The following is a 21,520-nucleotide window of genomic DNA, read 5'->3' as shown; positions in this document are numbered from 1 at the left end:
CTTCCCCCCTTCTCCAGGGTGACACTCCGGGCGCCGTCCGGCCGGACGGCGCCCGGAGTGCCGGTTCACCACAGGCCGGGCGTGGCGGCCAGCTGCCGCTTGGCGGCGCGGACCGCCTCGGCGGAGGGCGGCGGGGCCTCCTCGGGGTGCCGCTGGGCCCACTTCGCGGCGTACGGGCAGAGCGGCACGACGGGGACGCCCTCGCGGGCGGCGATCGCGTAGAACTCGCGGACGAGCGCGCCCGCGATCCCCCGCCCCTCGTGGTCGGCGTCGACGACCGTGTGGACGGCGACGAGGGCGTGCGGCTCCTCGTCGAGGGCGAAGTAGACGATCACGCCGGCGAAGACCTCGTCGACGTACGCCTCCAGGCGCCCCTTCTCCCGGACGTCACGGATGTCCGGTTCCACCGGCTGCTGCTCTGCCATGCCGTGCGCTCCCTGGGTCAGACGGCCGCCGGCACCGCGTGCGGCGGACGCACCGTGTCGCTGCCGGGCACGGGCGCCGAGGCGTCGGCACCCAGCTCCACGATGCGGTTCGCACCGTCGACGTGCACGACACGCGGCACGTGGGCGCGGGCCTCGGCGTCGTCCATCTGGGCGTAGCTGATGAGGATCACCAGGTCCCCGGGGTGGACCAGGTGGGCGGCGGCGCCGTTGATCCCGATCACGCCGGACCCCCGCTCGCCCTCGATGACGTAGGTCTCCAGGCGGGCGCCGTTGGTGATGTCGACGATGTGCACGAGCTCACCGGGCAGCAGATCGGCGGCGTCGAGCAGATCGGCGTCGACGGTGACGGAACCGACGTAGTGCAGGTCCGCCTGGGTGACGGTGGCACGGTGGATCTTGGACTTGAACAGAGTGCGCAGCACTGTGGACTCCTCTGAGACGGCTCCCTGCCTGCTTCGTGCAGGTCAAGGGCGGCCTCGACCCTACACCCACGCCCTCGTCCGATGTCTGTGAGGAACGTCGCTGCGGTCGGGCTGGACGGCTTCCCGCCCGGGCTTTCGAGCCGGCGGCGGCCGCCTGGGGGCGTCACACGGCCGATGCGGCCTCCGGGCACCGCGGTCCGGCGTCCTCCCTCCCGCCGGGTGCGCGGCGTGCGGCACATCGGTGCCGCACGTCTCGCAGGCCCGGCCGCCCTCCACGGTCTAGTCGACCTGGTAGGTGACGTAGTAGACGGATCCCTCCACGGGAGACATGGCGAGTTTGGCGATGGGGCCCTCGCCGCGCTCGGACTCCTCAATGCGGATCGAGCCCAGCAGGTCGTCGCTGGAGACGTCGTCGTAGTCCCACAGGGAGAGGTTCTGCACGAATTCGACCGGCACGGTCACGCCCAGGGGCTGGGTCTGTCCCGATGCGACCGTCCCCGTCGAACCGTTGCCGGGCCAGACCGCGTTGGCGAGGTCTCCCTCTGTACTCGTGGTGATGTACAGGTTGTCGGGGTCGCCGCGGGCGGCGTCGATCGCCGCGACGGCCTGGGGAACGGACGCGACGAAGTCCTGCAGGGAGGTCCCGATGCTGTTCAGGGGGACCTTGCCGGCCAGGGCGCCCACCGCCTCGTTCACGGACGCGTCGGTACCGGTGGCCGCGTGGATGCAGTAGGCGTCGAAGATGGTCGCGGTGGCTGACATGGTGCTTCTCCTGTCGTGGGGCCGTGGTCCTGGTGTGTCGTCCTTGGTGCGGTCAGCCCGGGGCTTCCATGAGCCGCCGCCACGTCTTGTTGCCGACCATGCCGTCCGCGGTCAGACCTTGGTTCGCCTGGAACCAGCGCACGGCCTCGTCGCTGCGCGGGCCGAAGTTGCCGTCGACGTCGAGGGGCGGGGTGCGGCCGAGTTCGTTCAGGCGCCGCTGGATGTTCCTGACCCCTTCCGCCACGGTCCCCCGCCGGGCGAACGGCTGGTCCGCGGCGGCGCGTTCGGCGCGGTCGGGATGGTCGGCCAGCCATTGCGCGACGTCTCCCGGCAGAGCGCCGGGACCGTGGGTCAGTCCGGGCCGCCATCCCTCGATCTGCTGGATCGCGGAGGCGAACACGCCGAGTTGGCCGTCGTCGAGGGAGCCCAGCGTCGTGTCGGTTCCGACGCCGAGGGCGGCGGCGACCTTCTGGGCGTACGCCGCGGGGTCGTTGGAACCGTGCTTCGCCGGGGCGTAGTCGTGCATCACCGAGGAGATCGTCCTGTCCCCGCGTCGTGCCAGATAGCGACGAACGGCTTCGTAGCCCGTCGCCTCGTCGGGGAAGACGGCGAAGCCGCCATTCTGCTTTCCGGGGTAGGCACCGTAGCTCTCCGCCTCACCCGAGCGGACGATGTTGCCGGGATTCTGGTTGTTCCAGGCGATGGTGCCGCCGGTGCGCATCACTTCGTCGTAGAAGACGTGGTCGACGCCGAGGATGTTGACGACATCTCCGGGTTCCATGTCCGGTGCTTCAGGCCAAGGCATGCTTGCCTCCGAAAGTGGAGCGGGCCGACCGGTGACCCTTGGGGCACGGTCGTTCCCGTGGTGTCGCGGCGATCCGGATCGTGGCCCTCTCACCCGGAATCGGTCGTGCCGAGTCGGGCGGGGGGACGTGGACCCGCCACACTCCGCCGCCCGGTTCCTCGTCGGCCGCCCGGTTCCTCGCCGTCGGCGGGCCGCGGCGTTCCGGCGGGCCGGTGGGCCGGTGTCGACGAGGTGTCGGTCTCGGCCCCGAGGTCGCCGAAGAGGGAACGCCGCAGGTTCTGGTGGCCCTCCTCGGCGTTCACCGGCCCGTGCCGGTCGCTGTGGCCACGGTGTGCGGAGGCCCGGTGGGCGGGTGGCAGGTAGGCGTTGTCGATCCGCACCGGCCCGTCGCCGCGGGCGCCGACGGCGAAGGGGATCTCTGCCATGTTCTTCAGTCTAGGTTCCACGCGGTCCGGCAGCCACCGAGGAATTCGTTTCCCCTTCACCGGACTTCGTTCCAGGAGAGCTGTTTGCAGCCGCCATCGAAGACGGACGGCAGGAGAATGGGAAACAACGGACCGGCCGCTTCGGCAGTCGCCACGGAACAAGGAGCGAGACAGGTGTCCGCATTCACCATTGACATGTCGAATCCGTTCCCCAGCGGTTTCACGAGCGATATGGGTGGCCCCGGAACGGGAGGGCACCAACCTCCCGAGTGGTACATCGAGTACGGCATGGACCTCGGCGCGGGTACGAGCACGCCGGTCCACGCCGCGTTCGACGCCCATGTCACCCGGTACAGCCCGCACGACCCCTCGGCCGACAACGAGAAGGTCTACGGCGCCCAGATGTTCATGCGCGCCCCGAACGACATGATGGGCGGCTTCTACACCCATCTCACGAACGTCCCGGCGGGGCTGGCCGTCGGCTCGCGGATATCCCGGGGGGACCTGCTCGGGCACGTCCACCGGTTCCCGCCCACGGCGTCGCATCTGCACCTGGCGCTGGTCGAGATCATCGGGGGCGCCCCCGATGGCCGGTATCAGGGCGTCGATCTGCACCGTGCCTTCCTGGACACGGCGAACACCGGGACGGTCACCCCGGTCACCTTCCACCAGGACGGGTCGCCGCCGACCCCCGGCGGAGGCGGAGGCGGCGGGGGTGGGGGCGGGGATGCGACGGTGTTCCACCTCGGGTCGACGCGCGGCGTGCAGGAGGCGCTGACGGCCCTCGGCTTCGGCCCCGGCGCCGTCGACGGCCTCGACGGGCCGAAGACCAGGGCGGCGACGACGGCGTTCCAGAGCAGCCAGGGCCTGGCACAGGACGGCATCTGCGGGAGCGCGACCCGCGCGGCCCTGGCGACGGCCCTGCGGGCGAGGGGGTTGCAGGCCGAGGGCGGATGAAGGGACGTCAGGCGCCCGTCGAGAGGACGTCGGGCGCCGGCCGGCCCCGGCGCATCGGTTCCGGCCCCCTGCCGACGAGCCGGGTCAGGGGCTGAACCCGATGGTGAGGTGCGCAGCGGGGCCGGGCCGCGCCGTCACGGTGAGCATGCCGTGGCGGTTCCGGTGCGTCAGGGGGGACTCCGCGGTCAGGGCGGCGTAGCGGCTCAGGTCGTGTCCGTGCCGGGCGGCGTGGGCCAGAAGCCTGGTACGGGCGTCGGGGTCCGCCCCCAGCCAGCTCAGGGCCGGAGCCGACACGCTCAGAGCCCGGGGGGCGAGGCTCACGTTCACGTTGAATCCGGGGAGTTCGTCGGCGGCCGGTCTCCCGAGCAGGTCGCGGACCGCGTCTGCGAGGCACTCCTGTCCGGGGTCCAGGTCGCGCGGCGTCAGGAGGCGCAGGTCTGCGACCGTGAGGCGACCCACCCGGTGGTAGCGCTCGACGGCGCCGGTCGTCAGGTCGATGCCCACCAGGCGCAGCCTGGCCTCGGGCAGCGGGAACGGCCGTGCGCCGACGAGGCGGGCCACCTCGCGCTCGACCGGGACGGCGGCCGTCTTCGGGACCTCCGCGTAGAGCTTGAAGCGGTCGCCGCACGTGTCGTGACGGCCCGCCAGCCACGTCCCCCAGACCACGGGGTGGCGACGGTGGGCGTCCAGGAGGAGGGCGAGGAGTCGGGCGTCCGGTGGTGGCAGCCCGATCCGCTCAAGGCGTTCGAGGCCCGCCGCCAGCCTGGTCCCCGGGGGGCCGGCCGGGGAGACGAACTCCGTGGCGTAGCGGTCGGTCCGGGGCGAGGCCGTGGACACGCTCAGCTCCACCGGGAACCGCTCGGGGGTCAGCAGACTGCGCCGCCACCGGTCGCCGCCGGGAGCCGCCATGACGGGTTCCAGGAGTCTCGGCAGCCACCGGCGGGCCTCGGGGCCGAACAGCGTCAGCGCCCGGCGCAAGGCGGGCGGCAGCCCTTCGGTCACGGGGACCGCACCAGGACGAGCGAGTCCGCGGTCGTCACGTAGTCCGTCGCGGACGTGGTGCCGTCGGCGCGTACGAACGTGAAGCGATGGGAGAACTCGCGCTTCTTCGGGTCGGGCAGGGCGAACCGCGCGTGGTGGGTGGCGGTCTGCGCGGCGTCCAACTCGATGCGCTGCTCCCGGTGGTAGCCGGCGGCCGGGTCGGCGTAGCGCAGGTCCACGAAGACCGCCTGCACGGGGGCCGGGCTCCAGTCCGGGACCAGGTCGATGTCGAGCTGCCCGGGGTAGGGGTCGTTGACCGCCAGGCGAGTGGCACTCGTGGTGACGGGGTCGCAGGTGATCACGGACCCGTCGGTCATGGTGTGGACGAGCTGGTACGTGTAGGTCAGGTCGGCCGGGTCGGCCGTGCGGACCTTCCACTCGGAGGGTGGATCGGCGGGCAGCAGCGTGCGGGTGTCCCGCAGTTCGGTGCCGTCGGGTTCCTTCCTGGTCAGCTCGACCCGGGTCTCCCGGACCAGCTGGGCGTCGATGTCGTGCGGCGCGATCTCCACCCGGAGGAAGCCCAGGAAGCGGTGCGGGTCGATGGACAGGGCGTACTGGTCGTCGCGGCCCTCTCGCACCACGGTGAGCTCTCGCCCCTGCCAGCCGGACTCCGCGGCGAAGTGGTACTCGAGGCGGTAGGCGTACGTGGGGTCCGCCGCGCTGTCCAGGAAGAAGGCGACGGGCTCGGGGTGCGGGGCGGCGGCGTCCGCGAGGCGGTCGAAGGAGCGTACTCCGCCGGGGTCCTCGGCCCTGCCGTAGCGGATGGTCACGGCGATGCTCGTCAGGCCGAGCGCGGAGAAGTCCACGTCGCCGACCAGTCGCACCGTAAGGGTACGGAAGAAGGGATCGTCGAGGTCGACGTCGATGACGTGCGGCGGCCCGTCCAGGTCCGCGGCGAGCACGCCGAGGAATCCTTGGGGCGAGTAGGTACGCTGCACGGCCTCGGCCCGGTCGTAGCTGAACGAGACCTGCTTGTCCTCGATCTGCAGGCCGTAGCGCAGCCGGAAGGTCAGGAGCGCGGGATTCGCGCCGCCGGCCGCCGCGGGGACGGCCGCCGCCGCGGGCGGCTTCGGTGCCGGGGCCTGCGGGACCGCCGCGGGAGCCGCGGCCGGCTTCGGGGGTGCCGGTGGGACGGGAGGCGTGAGGATCGTGGCGGGCATCGGCGGGGTGGGGGGCGTCGGCAGGGTGGGGGGCATCGGCGGGGTGGGGGGCATCGGCGGGGTGGGAACGGGCACGGGGACGACCGGCTGCGGGATCGCGGGGGCGGCCGCGACGGGCTGCGCCGGCGCGCCGGGGGGCTGTACGGCGCCCGGGGCGCCGGGTTTCGCCGGCGTGACCGGCCCCGCTCCGGGGGGAGCGACCGGTCCGGCACCCGGCGGGGTCTTCGGGAGCACGCCTCCCGTGGGGGACGGGGACGTCACTCCGCCCGTCGCCGCGGGCGAGCCGAGGGCCGGCGCGGGCGTGTGGGTCACCGGGCCCGCCGCGCCGCCGACGGGCGCACCGGTCGCCGGGTGGGAGGTGGGAGAGGGCAGGTCCCGCGGGCTGAGGGAAGGTTCGAACCAGTGGCCGAGCAGGCGGTTCATGAACGCGTCCAGTGCCCACTGGATCTTCTGTTCGTTGTCCGCCTCGGTCGTGAACTCCTTGATGTCGATGTGGATGACCCCACTCTGGCGGAGCCTCTGGAACGCGGCTTCCAGTCCCACGCGGGCCCAGTAGATCTGGGCGTCGATCCCGGCGGCCAGTTCGCTGTACACGCGGTGCATGTTGGCGGTGATCGTGACGGACAGGGCGGGCCTCAGGGCGGTGAACCGCAGTCGGTAGATGACGCCGACGGGGGTGCCGCCCGCGCGGAAGACCTGCTTCAGGAGCGTCGCGCCCTCCGCGCTGAGCCGCAGGCTGAACATGGCCGTGTTGTCCCCGTACAGCGAGGGCACGGCCGATCCGAGGATCGTCTCGACGGCGCGGAACGCGCCCGGTGGAAGGGTGTTCGCCGTCCCACCGGCGCCCTGGACGTCCAGGGCGACGCACTGGACGTCGCCCTCGTCGTACGGGACCGGGGACAGCCGTACCGTTCCGGGGGCGCGCTCGGCCAGCCGGCTCCTCAGCCGTGACTCCGCCTCCGTGTCGAGCCGCAGGGCGGTCTGGAACATCAGGAAGCCGCCCCCGACGGAATCCGCGTCGCCGGCGTTGTCGCGCCAGGTGATGAGGGTGAAGACGGGCCCCTGATCGCCCCGGGCCAGCGTGACGGGAGCGGGGAGGTACCAGAACTGGTTCGGGTCCGCGTGATCGGGGAACACCTCCACGCCGTCGACGAGCCACGATGTGGTGCCCAGTTGCAGCATGAGGCAGCCCTCCAGTCGTACCGTCAGGCGCCGGGAACGACGTCGAGTACGGGCAGATTGGCGTCGGTCCACTCCCCGACCCGGGTCAGACCGCTGGTGGCGATCCGGACGACCCGGTAGCGGAATCCCGGTGCCCCCGTCACGTCGAACTCGTGCCCGACCGGTCCCGAGTCACGGGTGAAGGAGTAGGAAGCGGTGACCGTCTCCGTGCCCGACTGGGCGAACTCGACCTTCGTCTCCCGGATGCCGGCCGCCTCCGCGGCCTTCGTGTCCACGCGGACGACCACGGCCTGGTGGGTGGGCATGTCGGCGGCGACGGTCAGGGTCGGGCGTCCGGTCGAGGACTCCGGGACGGTGCTCATGTGTCCGTCGGTGTGGAGCAGGGTGACGCGGTAGGTGATCCGGCGCAGGGTGGGGTCCCGCAGTCCTGCGCTGAACTGCTGGGCTCCGCCCTTCTCGCTGGTGAACTCGAGGGACGCCTCCTGCCGCAACTGGTGGGCGGGGTCCTCGTACAGCAGGTCGACGAGGACCGTGCTCACGTTCGTCCAGGCGACCAGGGGGCGAACGGTCAGGAGGTAGGTGGCGGGGAAGGGATCGCGCACCTTCACCTCGTTCTCGTCCGTCTCCGCCCACTCGCGCACCACGTCCGGGCGGCCGATGCCGTGGTACGTGAGGCGGTAGGAGTACGTCCCCGGTGCGGAGCCGACGATGAAGCGCGGCCACTGCCACAGCCCCTGTTTGCCGTCGAGCTCGAAGGCGTACTCCCCCGACACCCCGGAGGCCGCGTCCCGATAGCGCAGTTCGACCGTGACGGAGCGCCAGTCGGCCCAGGGGACACCTTCCTCGCGGATCAGCACGGGGCGGAAGTTGAAAGTCTCGCTGGGGCGGATCTCGGCGATCTCCGTCTCGGTGGTGTCGTGGACGGTCAGCCGGTCCGGGAGGACCCAGCCGGCAGGCTGTGCCAGGTGGTAGGTGATGTCCACGGTCACCGGTTTCACCATCGTGCCGCCCTCGACCCGGCTGGCCCAGTCGACCTCGCCGGTGTTGTTCTGCCCGTCGAGGAGCACGGTCTTGCCGTCCTCCCCGTAGCGCAGGTCGACGCCCACCGACGTCAGGAATCCACTGTTGAAGTCGACGCGCGAGACCACCTTCACCTTGCGGCGGCCGAACCACGGGTCGTCGATCGACACCCGCCGGGTGAAGTCGCTCTGCGGGCGCCCGGAGGCGGCGATCAGCTCGGCGATGCCGCTCAGGTGCCCCTGTGGGTAGACGGTCCGGCGGACGGCGGTGCGCTCGCCCATGCGGACGTTGAGGCGCTTCTGCACCTCCTGGACGGACGAGATGCGACGGTAGGTGTAGGTGCCGGCGAGGGACAGGCCGCCGGTCATGGCCACGCGGCCGAACTCGGTGGCGAGCTCGGCGGCGCGGTCCCAGCCGTCGGGGGCCGGCCGCGGGGCGAGGGCGGCCTCGAAGAAGGAGTCGGTGATCATGTCGTAGACCGCGGACACCGCCCGGTCGTGGCTGGCGATCACCGACTTGCCGGCCTCGCCCTCGGGCACGAACAGGTCGTCCTGGATGTCGATGACCCGTTCGTCCTTGAGCTTGTCCAGCTGCTCGGTGATCTGCGAGGAGACGAACACGCCGGATACGCCGAAGGTCTTGTCGAGGCGTTCCTTCAGCTGGTCCCAGCGGATGTTCAGGGTGACCGTGTAGGCGGGGCGCAGCCCCAGGAAGTCCAGCGCGTACACCACGCCGATGGGTGCCACGGCCCCGTCCAGGCAGCTCGCCAGCAGGGTCGAGCCACGGGCGTCGAGCACGGCCGAGAAGGCGGCCTGGTTCGCCCCGTACAGGCTGGGCTGCGCCTGGTGGATGATGCGCTCGACGAATCGCGAGTCGTCCGGCGCGCCGTCGCTCTCGCTGTCGAGGAGGACCAGTTTGACGGTGCCGCCCTCCAGCGGCACGGGGACGGGTCTGCGCGGGCGCTCGGGCAGGTTCAGCTGCGACTGGATCTCCCCCGCGACCTCGTCGAGGACGCTGTCGAGCCGGTCGGCGGGCGGCCCCAGCACGACGTCGAAGTTCAGCAGTCCCCCCGTGGTGTCGTCCTTCTCCCCGCGGAACTGCAGCAGGGAGAAGACCGGAGTCGCCGCCCCTCCCTCGTTGCGGACGGCGATCGACGGCCCCATGGGCAGGTAGTACCACTGGAGCGGGTCGGCGTGGTCCGGGAAGAGGCTGAATCCGTTCACCATCAGGAACGGCGGTGCGAGCGAGAGCATGGCGGCGGCTCCTAGGCGGCGGGGCGACGCGGCAGCAGCAGGTTGGTGTCCGCGGTGGTGACCGGAGCGGTGCCGGCGCTGGTGCCGTCGGTGAAGAAGTAGGTGGCGGTCCAGGAGAACTCCTTCGTGGCGGCGTCGGGCAGGGAGAAGACCACGGGGGGTGTGGTGCCTTCCTTGCGCACCAGGGCGCTCTTGACCTGCTCCTGGGCCGGGGCGCCGCCGTTGCAGGTCAGCACGACCTTGACCAGCTCGACGGTGGCCCAGTCGACGAGGTCCGGGGCGAGGACGACGCTGATCACGGTCCCGATCACGTCCCCGACCTCGACGGTCGCCTCTTCGGTCACGGTCTCGGGGATGTCCCGGACACTGCCGTTCTTGTAGCGCACCAGGCCGCCGTAGGTCAGGGTGCCGGACGTGGCGTCGCGGACCTGGACCGTCCATTCCCCGTAGGGTTCGGCCGCTTTCAGCTCCTTGCTGTCGGCCGCCCAGCTGTAGCCGTTCTGGGGGTCCTCGTAGCGCACGTCGACGAGGATGGAGTCGATCGTGGAGGCCAGGTCGCCGACGGCGACGATCCGGAGCCTGCGCATGTCGTTGAAGGGCGAGCTCAGGTAGATGCGCTTCCCGGTCGTCTCCTTCCAGTCGTCCTGGAAGGCGTCGCTCTTGGTCCGGTAGTCCACCCGGTACCGTACGGGCCGGTCGCGCTTCTCTCCGATGACGTGGGTGAGTACCCGCTCGGTGCTGTTCTGCGCGGTGAACACGACCTGGTCCGTGATGGCCTGCCCGTTGGAGGGCGTGTACTCGATGGTGACGGTGGCGGATTCCACGGACGTGAAGTCGAGGTTGCCGGGCAACACGTGCAGTTCGAGGACGCCCAGGTCGTCGGCGTTGATGGTCAGGGGTCCGGTGTGCGGTGCGAGGGGTGACTGGTACACGGTCGACGTGCCCTTGTAGTTGACCGTGAAGGAGTGCTGGAACTCCTTGGAGTCGCCCTTGACGTAGGCGGCGAACGTGTCGGTCTGTTCGGGCTTGTCGAAGTGGTAGTCGGCCGACTCCAGCTTGTCGCCCTGGTACTGCACGTGCACGTCCACGCTGTGCACCGGCCGGTTGGCGCCGAAGTCGGCGTTCACCCGCACCGGGACGCTGAACGAGCGGAAGAAGGGGTCGTCCAGGTCGATCTCGCGGTAGTGGTCGGCCCACAGGACCGGGCTGCCCTTCTTGTCGACCATGTTGGTGATGTTCGGCAGGGTGCCCTGAGGGTTGAACGGCCACAGCACGGCGGTCTGCTGATTGACGGTCATGGTGAAGTCGTCGACGCGCAGATTGCTGTACTCGCGGTGGATCGTCTCGTAGTCCTCCAGGACGGATCGGTCACCGGTGTAGCCCTCGATCTGTTCCGTCATCCGCTTGGTCGCGATGTCGAGGACGGTCCGCCGTATGCTCTCCTCGACCCGGGCCACCATCTGGGCGTCCGCTCCCGTGCCGGCGTCCACGTGGGTCTCGATCACGTCGGTGTTCACCGCCACCTCGGCGATCTTGTTCGAGAAGGTGTCGTCGCCCCACCCCGCGTCGTCGGAGGCGTCCTGGACGAAGGAGCGGAACTTGGTCGACGAGAAGTGGCCGTAGCCGGTGATGGCCGGAAGCTTCACCCAGCCGTTCATCCCGTAGGCCACCTGGACGATGCCGCCCTTGCCCTGGAGGGCTTCGGCGAACAGGGTGGCGCCCTCCTGCGGCAGTTCGAGGGTGAACGGGGTGACGTTGTCGCCGTACAGGGAGGGTCCGACCGGGTTCCACACCTTGCTGACGAGCGTGCCGCTGACCTCGGACAGGTTGAGGTGGGCCGTGCCGTTCGCCCACGTGATGGTCCCGAGGCCGACCCGGTCGGCGAGGCCCGCGCCCACCTGGGCGCGCAGCTGGTCCAGGATGACGGCGCGGGTGGCGTCGTCCAGCGCGAACTGGGTGTCGAAGGCCGCGAAGCCGCCCCCGTTCGAACCCGAGGGGTTGACCTTCGCGTTCTTGTACTTGAGGTACATGAAGACGGGGTTCCCCTCGGCGTCGCAGCGGAAGGTCGGCTGCTGCGGCACCGCGTAGAAGAGCGCGGGATTCTCGTGGTCGCCGTAGATCTGCACACCGGCGATCATCTGGGCCTTGTCGATCTGGAGCATGGTGGCCTTCCTGGGCCGGGACCGGCCGGTACTCCGGCTAGATCCGGACGTGAGCGGTGGTGGAACGGACGGTGCGCTTCGGGACGGTCGCGCCACTGCCGTCGGTCTCCGAGACGTCGACGACGAGTTCGCCGTCGAGGTCGTCCCGCCCACTGGCCACCCGCCAGGACACGGAGCGGGCGGGCGGGGTCAGGGTGAGGCCGCGATGGTCGGGCAGACCGTCGCCCGCCGGCTGGTACCAGACCTCGATCGCGACGGCGGCGGCCTGGTCCCGGCCGGGGGCCTCGCAGGTGACGGTGACGACGCCCAGGGCGCGGTCGTCCACGACCCAGCCGGAGGCGTCGGGCGCGGCGGTGCGTTCGTAGGAGGATCCGTCTTCCCCCTGGACGGTGAGGCGCAGGCTCTCCCCGGCCGGCAGCCGGGCCGGGGCGGTGCCCGGGGCGGTGATCGGGACCGTCCAGGGCGCCCCCGCCGCGTCGGTGCCGGACAGTTCCAGTCGGTGGACCGGGGGGTCCCCCACGGGGACCGTGATCCGGAGCGGCAGCGACGCCTCCGGGGTGGCCGGCACGGGCTCGGGGGGCTCTGCCGGATCGGGGACGGCGAAGGTGTGGCGCTCGCCCGAGGGCGCGGCGCCCAACGCCCGGCCGACGTCCAGTTCCCGCCGGACCCGCTCGGTCTCCAGCGTGGCGTCGAAGCGGACGAGGAGCTTGCCGGGGGATCCGGAGAAGGCCTCCTTCACGAGGGGGACCAGAGTCGGCTCCACGGGGGCGGTCAGGAGCGTCGTGTACGGCGGAGCACCGGACGACGTGGAGTGCGCCAGTACGGACTCGCCTCCCCCGTCCTCCCGAGCGATCAGCGTGACGCCGTGGACCTCCACACCGCCGATCGCGACGATCAGGTCGCCCGGCGCGACTTCCAACTCCTCGGCGGCCCGCCCCAACAGGGCGTCCACCTCGTCCCGTTCCGGCCACCAGTGGGCGCTGAGTTGCAGGGACGCGGAGGCACCCGCCATCACCAGACTGGCCATGGGAACGCCTTGGGGCGAAAGGTCGAGAACGGGCTCTCCCGGCAGCAGACGGACCGTCAGAGGGTCACGCCGGTCGATGAGGACCCGAGGGCAGGAGCGAGAGGACATTTTGCCTCTTTCGGGTCGATATGCTCACAATCGAGTGTAGAGCGCGTTCCGCCTGGCTGCACGGAAGAAGGTGGAGACATCGTGCTCCGGCTCCCCGCACTCGTCGTCCGATCGGCCTGGTCGCTGTACGCCGACGACCAGCTCGACCAGGCGTTCTACGCGATCCCGTCCGTCCCCCGGCTGGCCCGGGGACCCGACGGTGCCGCCGTTCTCTCGCTGATCAAGTACCGCTCCGGCACGGACAGGTTGAACGGCGGAATCATTGAACTGCAAACAGACCTCGCGCTGCGGCCGGAGGAACGCGAGGAGGCCCTGGCCGCGGCCCGCGCCCACGGCGGCGGCACGACCGGGGCCGGACCCCGACTCGTCACCCCCCTGTGGCTGGACGGAACGGCCTCCCTGCGACTCCTCGACCCCTCGGCGAAGGCCGACGAGCGGACGGTGCGCGTCCAGCCCTCGCTGTCCGGGGACAACCCGGCCGTGTTCCAGGCCGTGTTGACCCCGGAGGGCGCCGCCCTGGAGTGGGACGCGCTGCGCTCGGGAAAGCCCTCGCTCCAGGCCGCCTACCGACTGCGCGCCATGGCGAGGATCCCCGACGGAACGGTGCGCGCGTACGCCCGCAGCGCCGACGTGACCGCCCAGTGGGCGCAGGCCGCCGCGCTCCCCGACCCGCGGCAGGCACTCGCCCAGTCGTCCGCGGCCGGCGTCGAGGTCCTGGACTGGCCCGCGAACGGCGATCCGGAACTGCGGGAGGCGTTCGTCTCCTGGGGCTGGGAGTTCCTCGCCCCGTGGCTGCCGCCGCACGGCACGCCTCCCACCAGCGACATCGACTCCACGTTCACCGGTTCGGCCGGCCTGCCATGGCCGTTCGACGCCGCCGGCTCGCCGGACCCCCCGGACCTGACCCGCGACGAGGGCTGCTTCCTCGCCCTCGACCTCTCCGATCCGATCTTCCGGCAACGACGCACCGAGGTCCGCTGCAACGCCGACTTCGCGGCGGGCACGATCGCGGCCGTCACCGCCAAGATCTCCTACGGAGACCATCGCCACGACTCCGTCTTCACCGACAACGACACCGTCGATCACGTCACTTGGACGGTCGACCCGGCGCTCGGCAGGACGATCAGCGTGCGCCCGGTGGTGTCCTTCGCCGCCTCCAGCGCCACACTGGAACTGCCGGAGCTGCGCACCGACAACCAGTTCGTGCTCCTCAGCGTCGACGACGTCGGACGACTGACGGTCGACCTGAGCACCGCCGCCGTCGACTGGTCGACCGTCGACCACGTCGAGGCCGGCATCCGTTACCAGGACGCCGAGCACGGCGTCGGACTCGTCGAGGACACGCTCAGACTCGACGCGTCCCGACCCGGTCAGCGCTACGAGCGGATGGTGTACGCGCCCGTCAGCCGGCCCTACGACCTGCGCCTCGCCTACGACATGACCGACGGACAGACCGTGGTACGCGACTGGTCGCCCCACACCGGCAGAGCCGTCCTCGTACCCGCGCCCTTCGACCGGTGGCTGGCCCTCGGGCTGCGCGCGACCGGCTGGTCCGGCGGCATCAGCGCCTTCCAGGTCGACCTGGAGGCCGAGGACGGCACGGGACGCACCCCCAGGAACACCGTACGGCTCACCCCCGAGACCGACACGGCGGAGTGGCGCACCGGCCTCGCCCCCGCCGCCACCGGACGGTTCCGCTACCGCGTGACGACCCTCTACGCGGACGGGCACTCCACCGTGGACCCCTGGAGGGACGGCGACGGTTCCCAGGCTCTCGACGTCGGGCCGACACCGTCGCGGGTCCTGGAGGTGACGGTGGTGGCCGACCTCGTGGACTTCACGGTCGTCAAGCTCGTGAAGACCACCCTCCGCCATCCGGTGCCCGCGGGCGAGCCGCCCACCCACGAGATCGTCTTCGCTCCCGGCCGTGCCACCAGCGCGTCATGGCAGTTGCCGCTGTCCGACGACGGGTCCGCCGTCGCCGCCGGACCCGACTACACCGTCACCTCCACCTTCTACCTGCAGGACGGAGAGCACCGCACCATCCCCGAGACGCCCGGAACCGACCCGATCGTTGTGCTGCGGCTCCCGGCCTGAACCAGCTGTGCGAGGAGAGCACGTCATGTTGAACCTGCTCCACAAGTTCGTGGTTCCCGACGTGAGTCACGTCGACATCTACCAGGACGACGAGGACCCGCTCCAGTTCTGGATGGTTCCGCAGCGGGTCCGTGCCGCCCTCGGCCCGGACAACGCGACGCCGGAACTCGCCATCTTCGCCTTCGCCAGGGACATGAGCCTGCTGGCGGGCATCGACGCACCGCTGCCGGCCGGCGAGACCGAGGGCGGCCTGATGACCCTGACCGTCGAGTGCACGGTGCCGCCGGAGGACCGGGAGAAGATCCTCACGTACCTGCGCAGCCAGGTCCTGTCAGGGGCGATGCAGATGCCCCGGCCCGTGCTGTCCCAATCGGAGGTCGGCTTCGAATGGCGCGGACCGGTGACCGGTGAACCCAAACTCGCCTATCCCACCTGGGTCGAGGGCGACGTCCAGTTCGCCCTCCCCTCCGCCCTGGGCCCCACGTTCATCAAGCCCGGGGACAACAAGGTCAAGCCGTCCTTGACCGAGTCGAACGTCGCCAGCTTCTCCATCGCGCTCGGGCAGGAGGGCATACGGCTCTTCCGGGAGACGCTCGGCACGGGCAAGCTGCCCGCCCACGTGGCCTACAGCCTCCAGTTCATGGCCCGCATTCCGTCGGTCACGGTCACCATCAGGGGCCACGCCGAAGCGGTGCACGAGGAGTTGAAGAACAACATCCAGGTCGTGGACACCCAGGACGGCGTTCCCGTTCGCAGGTGGCCTCAGGTGAACAGCCTGAAGGAGCTGCAGGACCTGTCCGGCAGTCTCCACGTCGAGTACACGAAGTTCGACATCGGCCAGCCGGACGACAAGATGCGCGAGCAACTGGAGAAGTTCGTCCTGGACATCGCGACGGGGTACCTCCAGTCCATGTTCTGCAAGCCCCTCATCACGGGTGAGCTGAACAAGGAGAAGCTGGGCACGGACCCGATGCAGAACTTCAAGCCCCCCGGTACCACGGTCACCGGCGGCAACCAGCTGTACCTCGCCGAGTTCAAGCAGACGGGTGAGTCGGACTTCGAATCGACCTTCCACGGCAACATCGCCCGGACCTTCTGCACGTACCCCAGCGCGGCCCTCGTCAACATGGTCACCCAGGCGCAGCTGGAGAAGGCGTTCATCGAGGCCGACCTCAACACGCCCATCTTCCACACCCTTCAGGTCCCGGTCCGGGTGACCGCCGACTTCGAGCACGACCCGATCGCGGGCATCCAGGTGACCCTCGACTACCGGCAGACCGACGACCGCACCGGCGAGGTCAAGACCAAGTCGGAGACCTTCGACTTCCTGAAGGGAACCGAGACCTACTACTTCCGCACCACGCTGGCCAAGGACGCCCAGGGAGCGCCCAAGGACACCTTCACCTACGCCAGCCGGCTCCACTACAAGGCCGCCCAGGCGTCCAGCGACATCGCCCCACAGCCGACCCGGGAGAGAAGTCTCATCCTCGGTTACGACCGGCTGAGCTGTGTCGACGTCAAGGTGGTGGCCGGCACCGTGCCGTGGACGACGGTCCAGGCGGTCCAGGTCGACCTGAAGCTGCCCGGCGTGAACCTCCCGTCGGCCACGAAGACGGTCATCCTCAACCAGCAGACCGTCGAGGACGGATGGTTCAGCTACACCGGCGGCCAGGCGTCCCCCGAGTACGAGTACAGCTGCGAGTTCCTGCTGGTGAACGGCAGCCGCATGACGACCCCGCCGCAGCGCTCCTCCGCCTCGCGGTTGCTCATCGACGCGCCCTTCGAGGACCGCATGAGCGCCACCTTCGTGCCTCAGGGCCTCTTCCCTCCGCTGCAGTCGATCGTGCTGTCCACGAAGTACGCGGACGAGGCCGCCTCGTACCACAGCGAGGGCACCTACATCTTCACCGACAACGTCACGCCGTGGCGCTGGGACGTCGACCTGCCCTCCGCCAAGAACCGGGAGTTCCAGTACAAGGCCGACGTCACCTACGTCGACGGGACGACGACGCCCGGGCAGTGGCAGACGGGCCAGGAAGGCACCGTTCAGGTCGGCGAGGTGAAGAGCTCGCTGCTGAACGTGTCGGTCACCGCGGCCGCGCTGGACATGACCAAGTGGAAGCTGGTCGTCGTCACGCTGCGGTACGAGGACCCGGCCACGCACGCGGTGCAGGAGCAGACGATCAAGCTGACTCCGGACAACGCCGTCGACCAGTCGTGGAAGGTCACCCTGAAGGACCCCGCCGCGACGACCTACACCTACGAGATCGACGGTTACGGCGTCGACGGAACCCGCAAGACGGTGCCCGCCACGACCACCGACGACAAGCTGCTCGTGGTCGAGCTGTGACGGACGGCCGTCCGAAGGGAGCTGCGTCATGAGCGACGAAACGGAAGCCCCGCACCTGGAGACGCTGGACCTGGATCCCGGGCTCGCGGGCGCCACGGGACAGACCCTGACCGCGACCGGCGACACCTTCGAGCCCGGTCTCCTGAACGACCTGATGGCCCGGCGGGCCGAGCCGGAGGCCGACCGGATCCCGCTCGTGTCCACGGCTCCCCAGGAACCCGGCGAGGTCGTGTCGGGGGTCCACGGCGACTGCTTCGTGCCGGTGGCGACCCTGCCCGCCCGCTCGAAGCGGTCGCGGACGCCCGCGGTGTTCCTGGAGGCCGACGAGGGGGGCAGGTGGAGCCTGCTGGTGTGGATCGACCTGGTCCGGCCGGACACCGCTCCGGCCGAGGCGCGGCCGGTGCCGCTGAGCGACCTCACGGCCGTCCTCACCACGACCGACGAGCAGGCCACCGTGGCCTTCACGTCGGTGACCGACCTGCCGGTGCCCGGCCCGGGTGTCGTGCGGCGTCTCGCCCTCGCCGCCGAGGTGGACGCCGCCGCGACCGCCGACGTGCTGCAGTACGACATGAACGCGGCCATCGTCGTCAACGGGACCGCGTCCTACCGGGTGTGGGAAAACGAAACCCTCAGTGGCGAGATCCTCCCGGAGCTCTCCCCGGAGGAAGAGGCCGGGCTGGAGGTGTCCGGATCGTCGATGCTGCTCGGCCCGGGGGGCGGTGGGATCGCCGCCTACCTCCCGACGTCCGACAAGCCCAACCGCCCCATCTACTACCACTGGAACTTCAAGAGCGGCGCCGGCGCGGACCAGGGACTCGACCCGGACAACGTGTGGATGGACAGCCCGGCGGGGCTGTGGCAGATGTCGCCCATGCCCAACCAGTACTTCGTCCTCCCCAGCGAGTACCGGCTGGCTTTCGACCCGGAACGCGGCACTCCCGCCATGAGCGTGCTGCTGGTGCGGCCGAACGCGGCACCGGACGCCGCGGCCGGCCCCGACCAGGCCTGGAAGGTCAGGGTGCGCTTCAAGATGGTGCCCTGGCTGGACCCGGAGTCGATGGAGCGCCTGCGTGCGGCCATCGCCGACGTGGAAGGGACCGCCTACCCGCAGCTGGTGCTGGGCGGCTACGCCAGTGCCACCTTCGACGAGTCCTCCTGGCTGCAGGACCTGGGGGGCAGGACCCTCGGCACGGAGGCCGGGAACACGACGATCGACGCTCGCGGCTTCGAGCTCGTGCAGGACTGCTCCATGGAGTACTACACGCTGCTGGCGCGGTTGCTCGCCCCGGCGACCGGCGCGGCGACCGGGGTCGAGGGCCGGGTCGTGATGATGCTGCGCAAGTCACCCGACGACGAAACCGCGAAGGTACAGCGCGACGTGCCGGTGCGGATCAGGCTCGACCGGCCCGACGACGGTTTCCTCACCACGGAGCAGATCACCGCCCCCTTCCCGGACGCCGCCACCTGGCCGGCGGGCTGGACTCCCCCGTTCTACGCCAAGGTCCGCTCCCCGAGCACCGTGCGGGCCGATGTGTCGGGGGTGGTGGCGGCCCTGCTCGTGAACGACCCGCTCACCGGGGTACCGGTCGACCGCGCCCGCGTCGCGGCCACCCCCGCGGCCTTCTCCCTGGGCGGGCCCGACGCGGCACCGGTGCAGCCCGCCGCCGAGGCCGCCCCCGCGGGCGCGCCCGGGTTCCGACCGCCCGCCAACCCGCCCGTGGGAAACGGTGAGGTGCTGCTGCGGCTCACCCAGGCCGAGGCCGAACCCATCGATCCGCGCACGGTCAGCTCGCTGGCCCTCGACTACACCGGAGTCACGGTGAAGATCGATCCCGCGGTCATGCTCGAACGCGTCCACGAACTGGGCACGTCCACCGGCCTGATGTCGCGCGTGAACGTGAGCAGCTACCAGCTCAAACACCCGGAGACCCTTCCGCCCGAACTGGCCGACGTGTTCGGCATCGACGTCGAGATACGACGGGGCAGCGCCGAGGCGGTCACCGTGAGCCTCACCCGCGACGCGCCCGAGGCGACCAGCGACATCCCGTTCGGCTTCTCGGACCTGGTCGCGGATCTGCACCCGGACCAGCCGAAGTTCGAGTACCGGCGGCGCAACGTCGCCACCAAGGGCACCGGTTCCTTCTCCCCGTGGGAGTCGGTGGTGGGACGGAACCTCCTCGTCACTCCGGTGGCCTGACGGCAGTCGGCACGGGGCCGGAGCAGTACCGCACGAACGGGAGAGACGCGATGACAGTGACCAGGCACCGGGTCGCGGTGGTCGCCGCGCTTGTCCTGGCGACCACCGGCCTCGGCACCGCGTGGGGGGCGGCTCCCCCGGGGCCGGACTCCTGCGTGGAGGGGTACGAGTGGCGTCTGGCGACGCCCGAGGACCACGTCTGTGTCGAGCCGGAGATCCACGATCAGGTGGTCGAGGACAACCGCCAAGCCAACGAGCGACGCAGTCCCGACGGCGGCGACTACGGCCCCGCGACGTGTCGGCAGGGCTGGGTATGGCGCGAGGGCACGCCGGACGACCTCACGTGCGTCGATCCGGAGGTCCGCTCGCAGGCGTGGCAGGACAACGCCGAGGCACCCGACCGCTGGGCCGCCACCGCGCGGTCGGACGGCGGCAACGCCCACCCGTTCCTCTACCCCGACACGACGTACACGATCGCCGGGCGGCCGCCCGCCACGGGCCCGTCACCGGGTGCGGGCACGACCGGGGGCGCGCTGGTGATCGACGCTCAGGGTCCGTCGACCGAAGCGGGGGCGGGCACCAAGGTCGCCCGTGACAACGGCAAGGACTCCCAGCGGTTCCAGTTCATGCGACGCGGAGACCTGAAGGCGCACGAGAACGCCTTCCTGATCCGGGACCGGGCGTCGGGCCGGTGCCTGACCGTGGCGGAGGCGGGGCAGAGCAACGGCACCCGCGTCGTCCTGGGTGACTGCGACTGGTCGGGCGGCGGCGTGTGGTCCTTGTGGACGCAGAAGGACGGCTCCTGGCAGCTGCGTTCGCGGCACAGCGACAAGTGCCTCACGGCGCACAACCCGCTCTTCAGCGCACCCGCTCCCGGCGCGTACCTGGAGCAGTGGACGTGCCTCAACGGGAGGAACCAGGCGTGGCGCCTGCTGCCTGTCGAGTGACGCCCCCATGGGTGCCACGGCGGGTCCAGAAAGGGGTGTCCCACCGCTCCTCCCCGCGGTAGCAGGCGGCACGGGCGCGCAGGAACTCGTCGTGCACGGCGTCCACGAGCGCCGCGTAGCGGCTCGGGGCCCGGGGATCGCCCTCGGCCTCCTCGGTCAGCGCGGTGGCCGCCGCGATCCCCGTCGCCAGGGCGTGCGTGATGCCGCGGGCGGCGATGGGATCGGTCACGGCGGCCGCGTCCCCGGCCGCCACCCAGCCCGGGCCGGCGGGGGGCAGCGTGCGCGAGGTGCCGGCGGGCAGGACACGCAGTCGGTCCGGTGGGGTGATCCGGTGCGCGGCCGCCCGGGTACGCACGTGGCGGGTGGCGGCCAGTGCGGCCCACCAGCCTTCCGGTGTCCGCAGGCCCGCGCCGGCCACCAGGTCCGCGTCCGTCACGGCCATGAGGACGTGCCGCCCGTGCGACAGGGACGCCGTGTACCACCAGCCGAAGGGTGTGGACTCCACGAGCGACGTGCGTTCGGGGCCTCCCCGTGTGCCGTACGGGTCGTCAGGTACCGGCAGGACGACCGGCGCCTCGGCCGTCACGGCCACCAGGTGGTCGGTGTGCACCACCCGTGCGCCGAGTCCGCGGGCGAGCCGGGCACGCGCTCCGGTGGCATCGACGAGGTACGGCGCGGTCATCACCGTCCCGGACAGGGTCGCCCGCCACCGGCTGCCGTGCCGTGCCACCGATCGGACACGGCCGGCGTGCAGTCGCACGCCCGCCGCGCGGGCCGCCCGGCGCAGCGCCGCGTCGAACGGCGCGCGGTCCACGTGCCAGCCGGCTCCGTAGGGCCCGTGGAGGAAGTCGGAGGACCTCAGGGCCGGCCCGCCCCAGGACGACTGGTTGCCGTAGCAGGGCGCGTGGCATGCGGAAGGCAAGCGGTCCAGCACGCCGAGTCCCCGCAGCAGGGGTCGGGCCAGGGGTGACAGGCTCTCCAGGACGTGCCGTCCCGGCTCCGGGGCGGAATGGACGAGGACGACGTCGGCGCCCCGGGACGCCAGGGTGAGGGCCGCGGCCACCCCTGCGGGGCCGCCGCCGGCGACCAGGACGTCCGGGCTGTGCCGGGGCCGTGTCACGGGGTGCCGCCTCCCGCCCTCTTGCGATGCCCTGGCCGC

Annotated in this window: 16 protein-coding genes; 5 read left to right on the top strand and 11 right to left on the bottom strand. The window is 71.1% G+C overall.

All coding sequences use genetic code 11. The features are described 5' to 3' along the window. Positions 1-65: 65 nt before the first annotated feature. The 5 genes from ACFQ8C_RS20870 to ACFQ8C_RS20850 form a co-directional block, all read right to left on the bottom strand. Positions 66-425, bottom strand: coding sequence for a GNAT family N-acetyltransferase (locus ACFQ8C_RS20870; RefSeq protein ID WP_383459544.1), 360 nt, complete (start codon positions 423-425; stop codon positions 66-68). Positions 426-442: 17 nt separating this feature from the next. Further along, positions 443-868, bottom strand: a complete 426-nt coding sequence (panD, locus tag ACFQ8C_RS20865; protein ID WP_351109463.1) for an aspartate 1-decarboxylase — start codon at positions 866-868, stop codon at positions 443-445. 279 nt (positions 869-1,147) lie between these two features. Continuing rightward, positions 1,148-1,630, bottom strand: coding sequence for a hypothetical protein (locus tag ACFQ8C_RS20860; protein WP_383459540.1), 483 nt, complete (start codon positions 1,628-1,630; stop codon positions 1,148-1,150). Positions 1,631-1,682: 52 nt separating this feature from the next. Further along, positions 1,683-2,411, bottom strand: a complete 729-nt coding sequence (locus ACFQ8C_RS20855; protein WP_383459537.1) for a peptidoglycan-binding protein — start codon at positions 2,409-2,411, stop codon at positions 1,683-1,685. A 113-nt stretch (positions 2,412-2,524) separates the two neighbouring features. Then, on the bottom strand, positions 2,525-2,860 hold the full coding sequence (locus ACFQ8C_RS20850; protein ID WP_383459534.1) for a hypothetical protein: 336 nt from the start codon (positions 2,858-2,860) through the stop codon (positions 2,525-2,527). 288 nt (positions 2,861-3,148) lie between these two features. On the opposite strand from ACFQ8C_RS20850, the gene ACFQ8C_RS20845 reads away from it, so the two are divergent. Next, positions 3,149-3,817 carry a peptidoglycan-binding protein gene (locus ACFQ8C_RS20845; protein ID WP_383459532.1) on the top strand — a complete coding sequence of 223 codons (669 nt, stop codon included), beginning with the start codon at positions 3,149-3,151 and terminating at the stop codon, positions 3,815-3,817. Between the two features lie 84 nt (positions 3,818-3,901). Here the strand turns inward: ACFQ8C_RS20845 and ACFQ8C_RS20840 are convergent, their stop codons facing one another. From ACFQ8C_RS20840 to ACFQ8C_RS20820, 5 genes are read right to left on the bottom strand one after another with little or no spacing between them, the layout of a single operon-like run. Next, positions 3,902-4,819, bottom strand: coding sequence for a hypothetical protein (locus tag ACFQ8C_RS20840; RefSeq protein ID WP_383459530.1), 918 nt, complete (start codon positions 4,817-4,819; stop codon positions 3,902-3,904). Then, on the bottom strand, positions 4,816-7,200 hold the full coding sequence (locus tag ACFQ8C_RS20835) for a hypothetical protein (RefSeq protein ID WP_383459527.1): 2,385 nt from the start codon (positions 7,198-7,200) through the stop codon (positions 4,816-4,818). Before ACFQ8C_RS20835 ends, ACFQ8C_RS20840 begins: the two co-directional genes overlap by 4 nt. Positions 7,201-7,223: 23 nt before the next feature. Then, positions 7,224-9,473, bottom strand: coding sequence for a hypothetical protein (locus ACFQ8C_RS20830; RefSeq protein ID WP_383459524.1), 2,250 nt, complete (start codon positions 9,471-9,473; stop codon positions 7,224-7,226). An 11-nt stretch (positions 9,474-9,484) separates the two neighbouring features. Beyond that, positions 9,485-11,635 carry a hypothetical protein gene (locus ACFQ8C_RS20825; RefSeq protein ID WP_383459521.1) on the bottom strand — a complete coding sequence of 717 codons (2,151 nt, stop codon included), beginning with the start codon at positions 11,633-11,635 and terminating at the stop codon, positions 9,485-9,487. A gap of 37 nt (positions 11,636-11,672) precedes the next feature. After that, positions 11,673-12,662, bottom strand: coding sequence for a hypothetical protein (locus ACFQ8C_RS20820; RefSeq protein ID WP_383459519.1), 990 nt, complete (start codon positions 12,660-12,662; stop codon positions 11,673-11,675). 189 nt (positions 12,663-12,851) lie between these two features. Between ACFQ8C_RS20820 and ACFQ8C_RS20815 the strand changes: the two genes are divergently transcribed. From ACFQ8C_RS20815 to ACFQ8C_RS20800, 4 genes are read left to right on the top strand one after another with little or no spacing between them, the layout of a single operon-like run. After that, positions 12,852-14,867 carry a hypothetical protein gene (locus ACFQ8C_RS20815; protein ID WP_383459517.1) on the top strand — a complete coding sequence of 672 codons (2,016 nt, stop codon included), beginning with the start codon at positions 12,852-12,854 and terminating at the stop codon, positions 14,865-14,867. A gap of 25 nt (positions 14,868-14,892) precedes the next feature. Further along, positions 14,893-17,217, top strand: coding sequence for a hypothetical protein (locus ACFQ8C_RS20810; protein ID WP_383459514.1), 2,325 nt, complete (start codon positions 14,893-14,895; stop codon positions 17,215-17,217). Between the two features lie 28 nt (positions 17,218-17,245). After that, positions 17,246-19,414 (top strand): hypothetical protein, encoded by a 2,169-nt coding sequence (locus tag ACFQ8C_RS20805; RefSeq protein ID WP_383459511.1) that lies wholly within the window; start codon positions 17,246-17,248, stop codon positions 19,412-19,414. Positions 19,415-19,464: 50 nt separating this feature from the next. Continuing rightward, positions 19,465-20,361 (top strand): RICIN domain-containing protein, encoded by an 897-nt coding sequence (locus ACFQ8C_RS20800; protein WP_383459509.1) that lies wholly within the window; start codon positions 19,465-19,467, stop codon positions 20,359-20,361. On the opposite strand, the gene ACFQ8C_RS20795 is transcribed toward ACFQ8C_RS20800, so the two are convergent. Next, positions 20,318-21,481 carry an NAD(P)/FAD-dependent oxidoreductase gene (locus ACFQ8C_RS20795; protein ID WP_383459507.1) on the bottom strand — a complete coding sequence of 388 codons (1,164 nt, stop codon included), beginning with the start codon at positions 21,479-21,481 and terminating at the stop codon, positions 20,318-20,320. The genes ACFQ8C_RS20800 and ACFQ8C_RS20795 overlap by 44 nt on opposite strands. Positions 21,482-21,520: the final 39 nt, after the last annotated feature.

Origin of the sequence: Streptomyces sp. NPDC056503 (genome assembly GCF_042794995.1) — a bacterium.
In the GTDB taxonomy this organism is placed as follows: Bacteria; Actinomycetota; Actinomycetes; order Streptomycetales; family Streptomycetaceae; genus Streptomyces.
The sequence above is the reverse complement of the archived record's forward strand: the minus strand, read 5'-3'. Positions and strand labels throughout refer to the sequence as shown.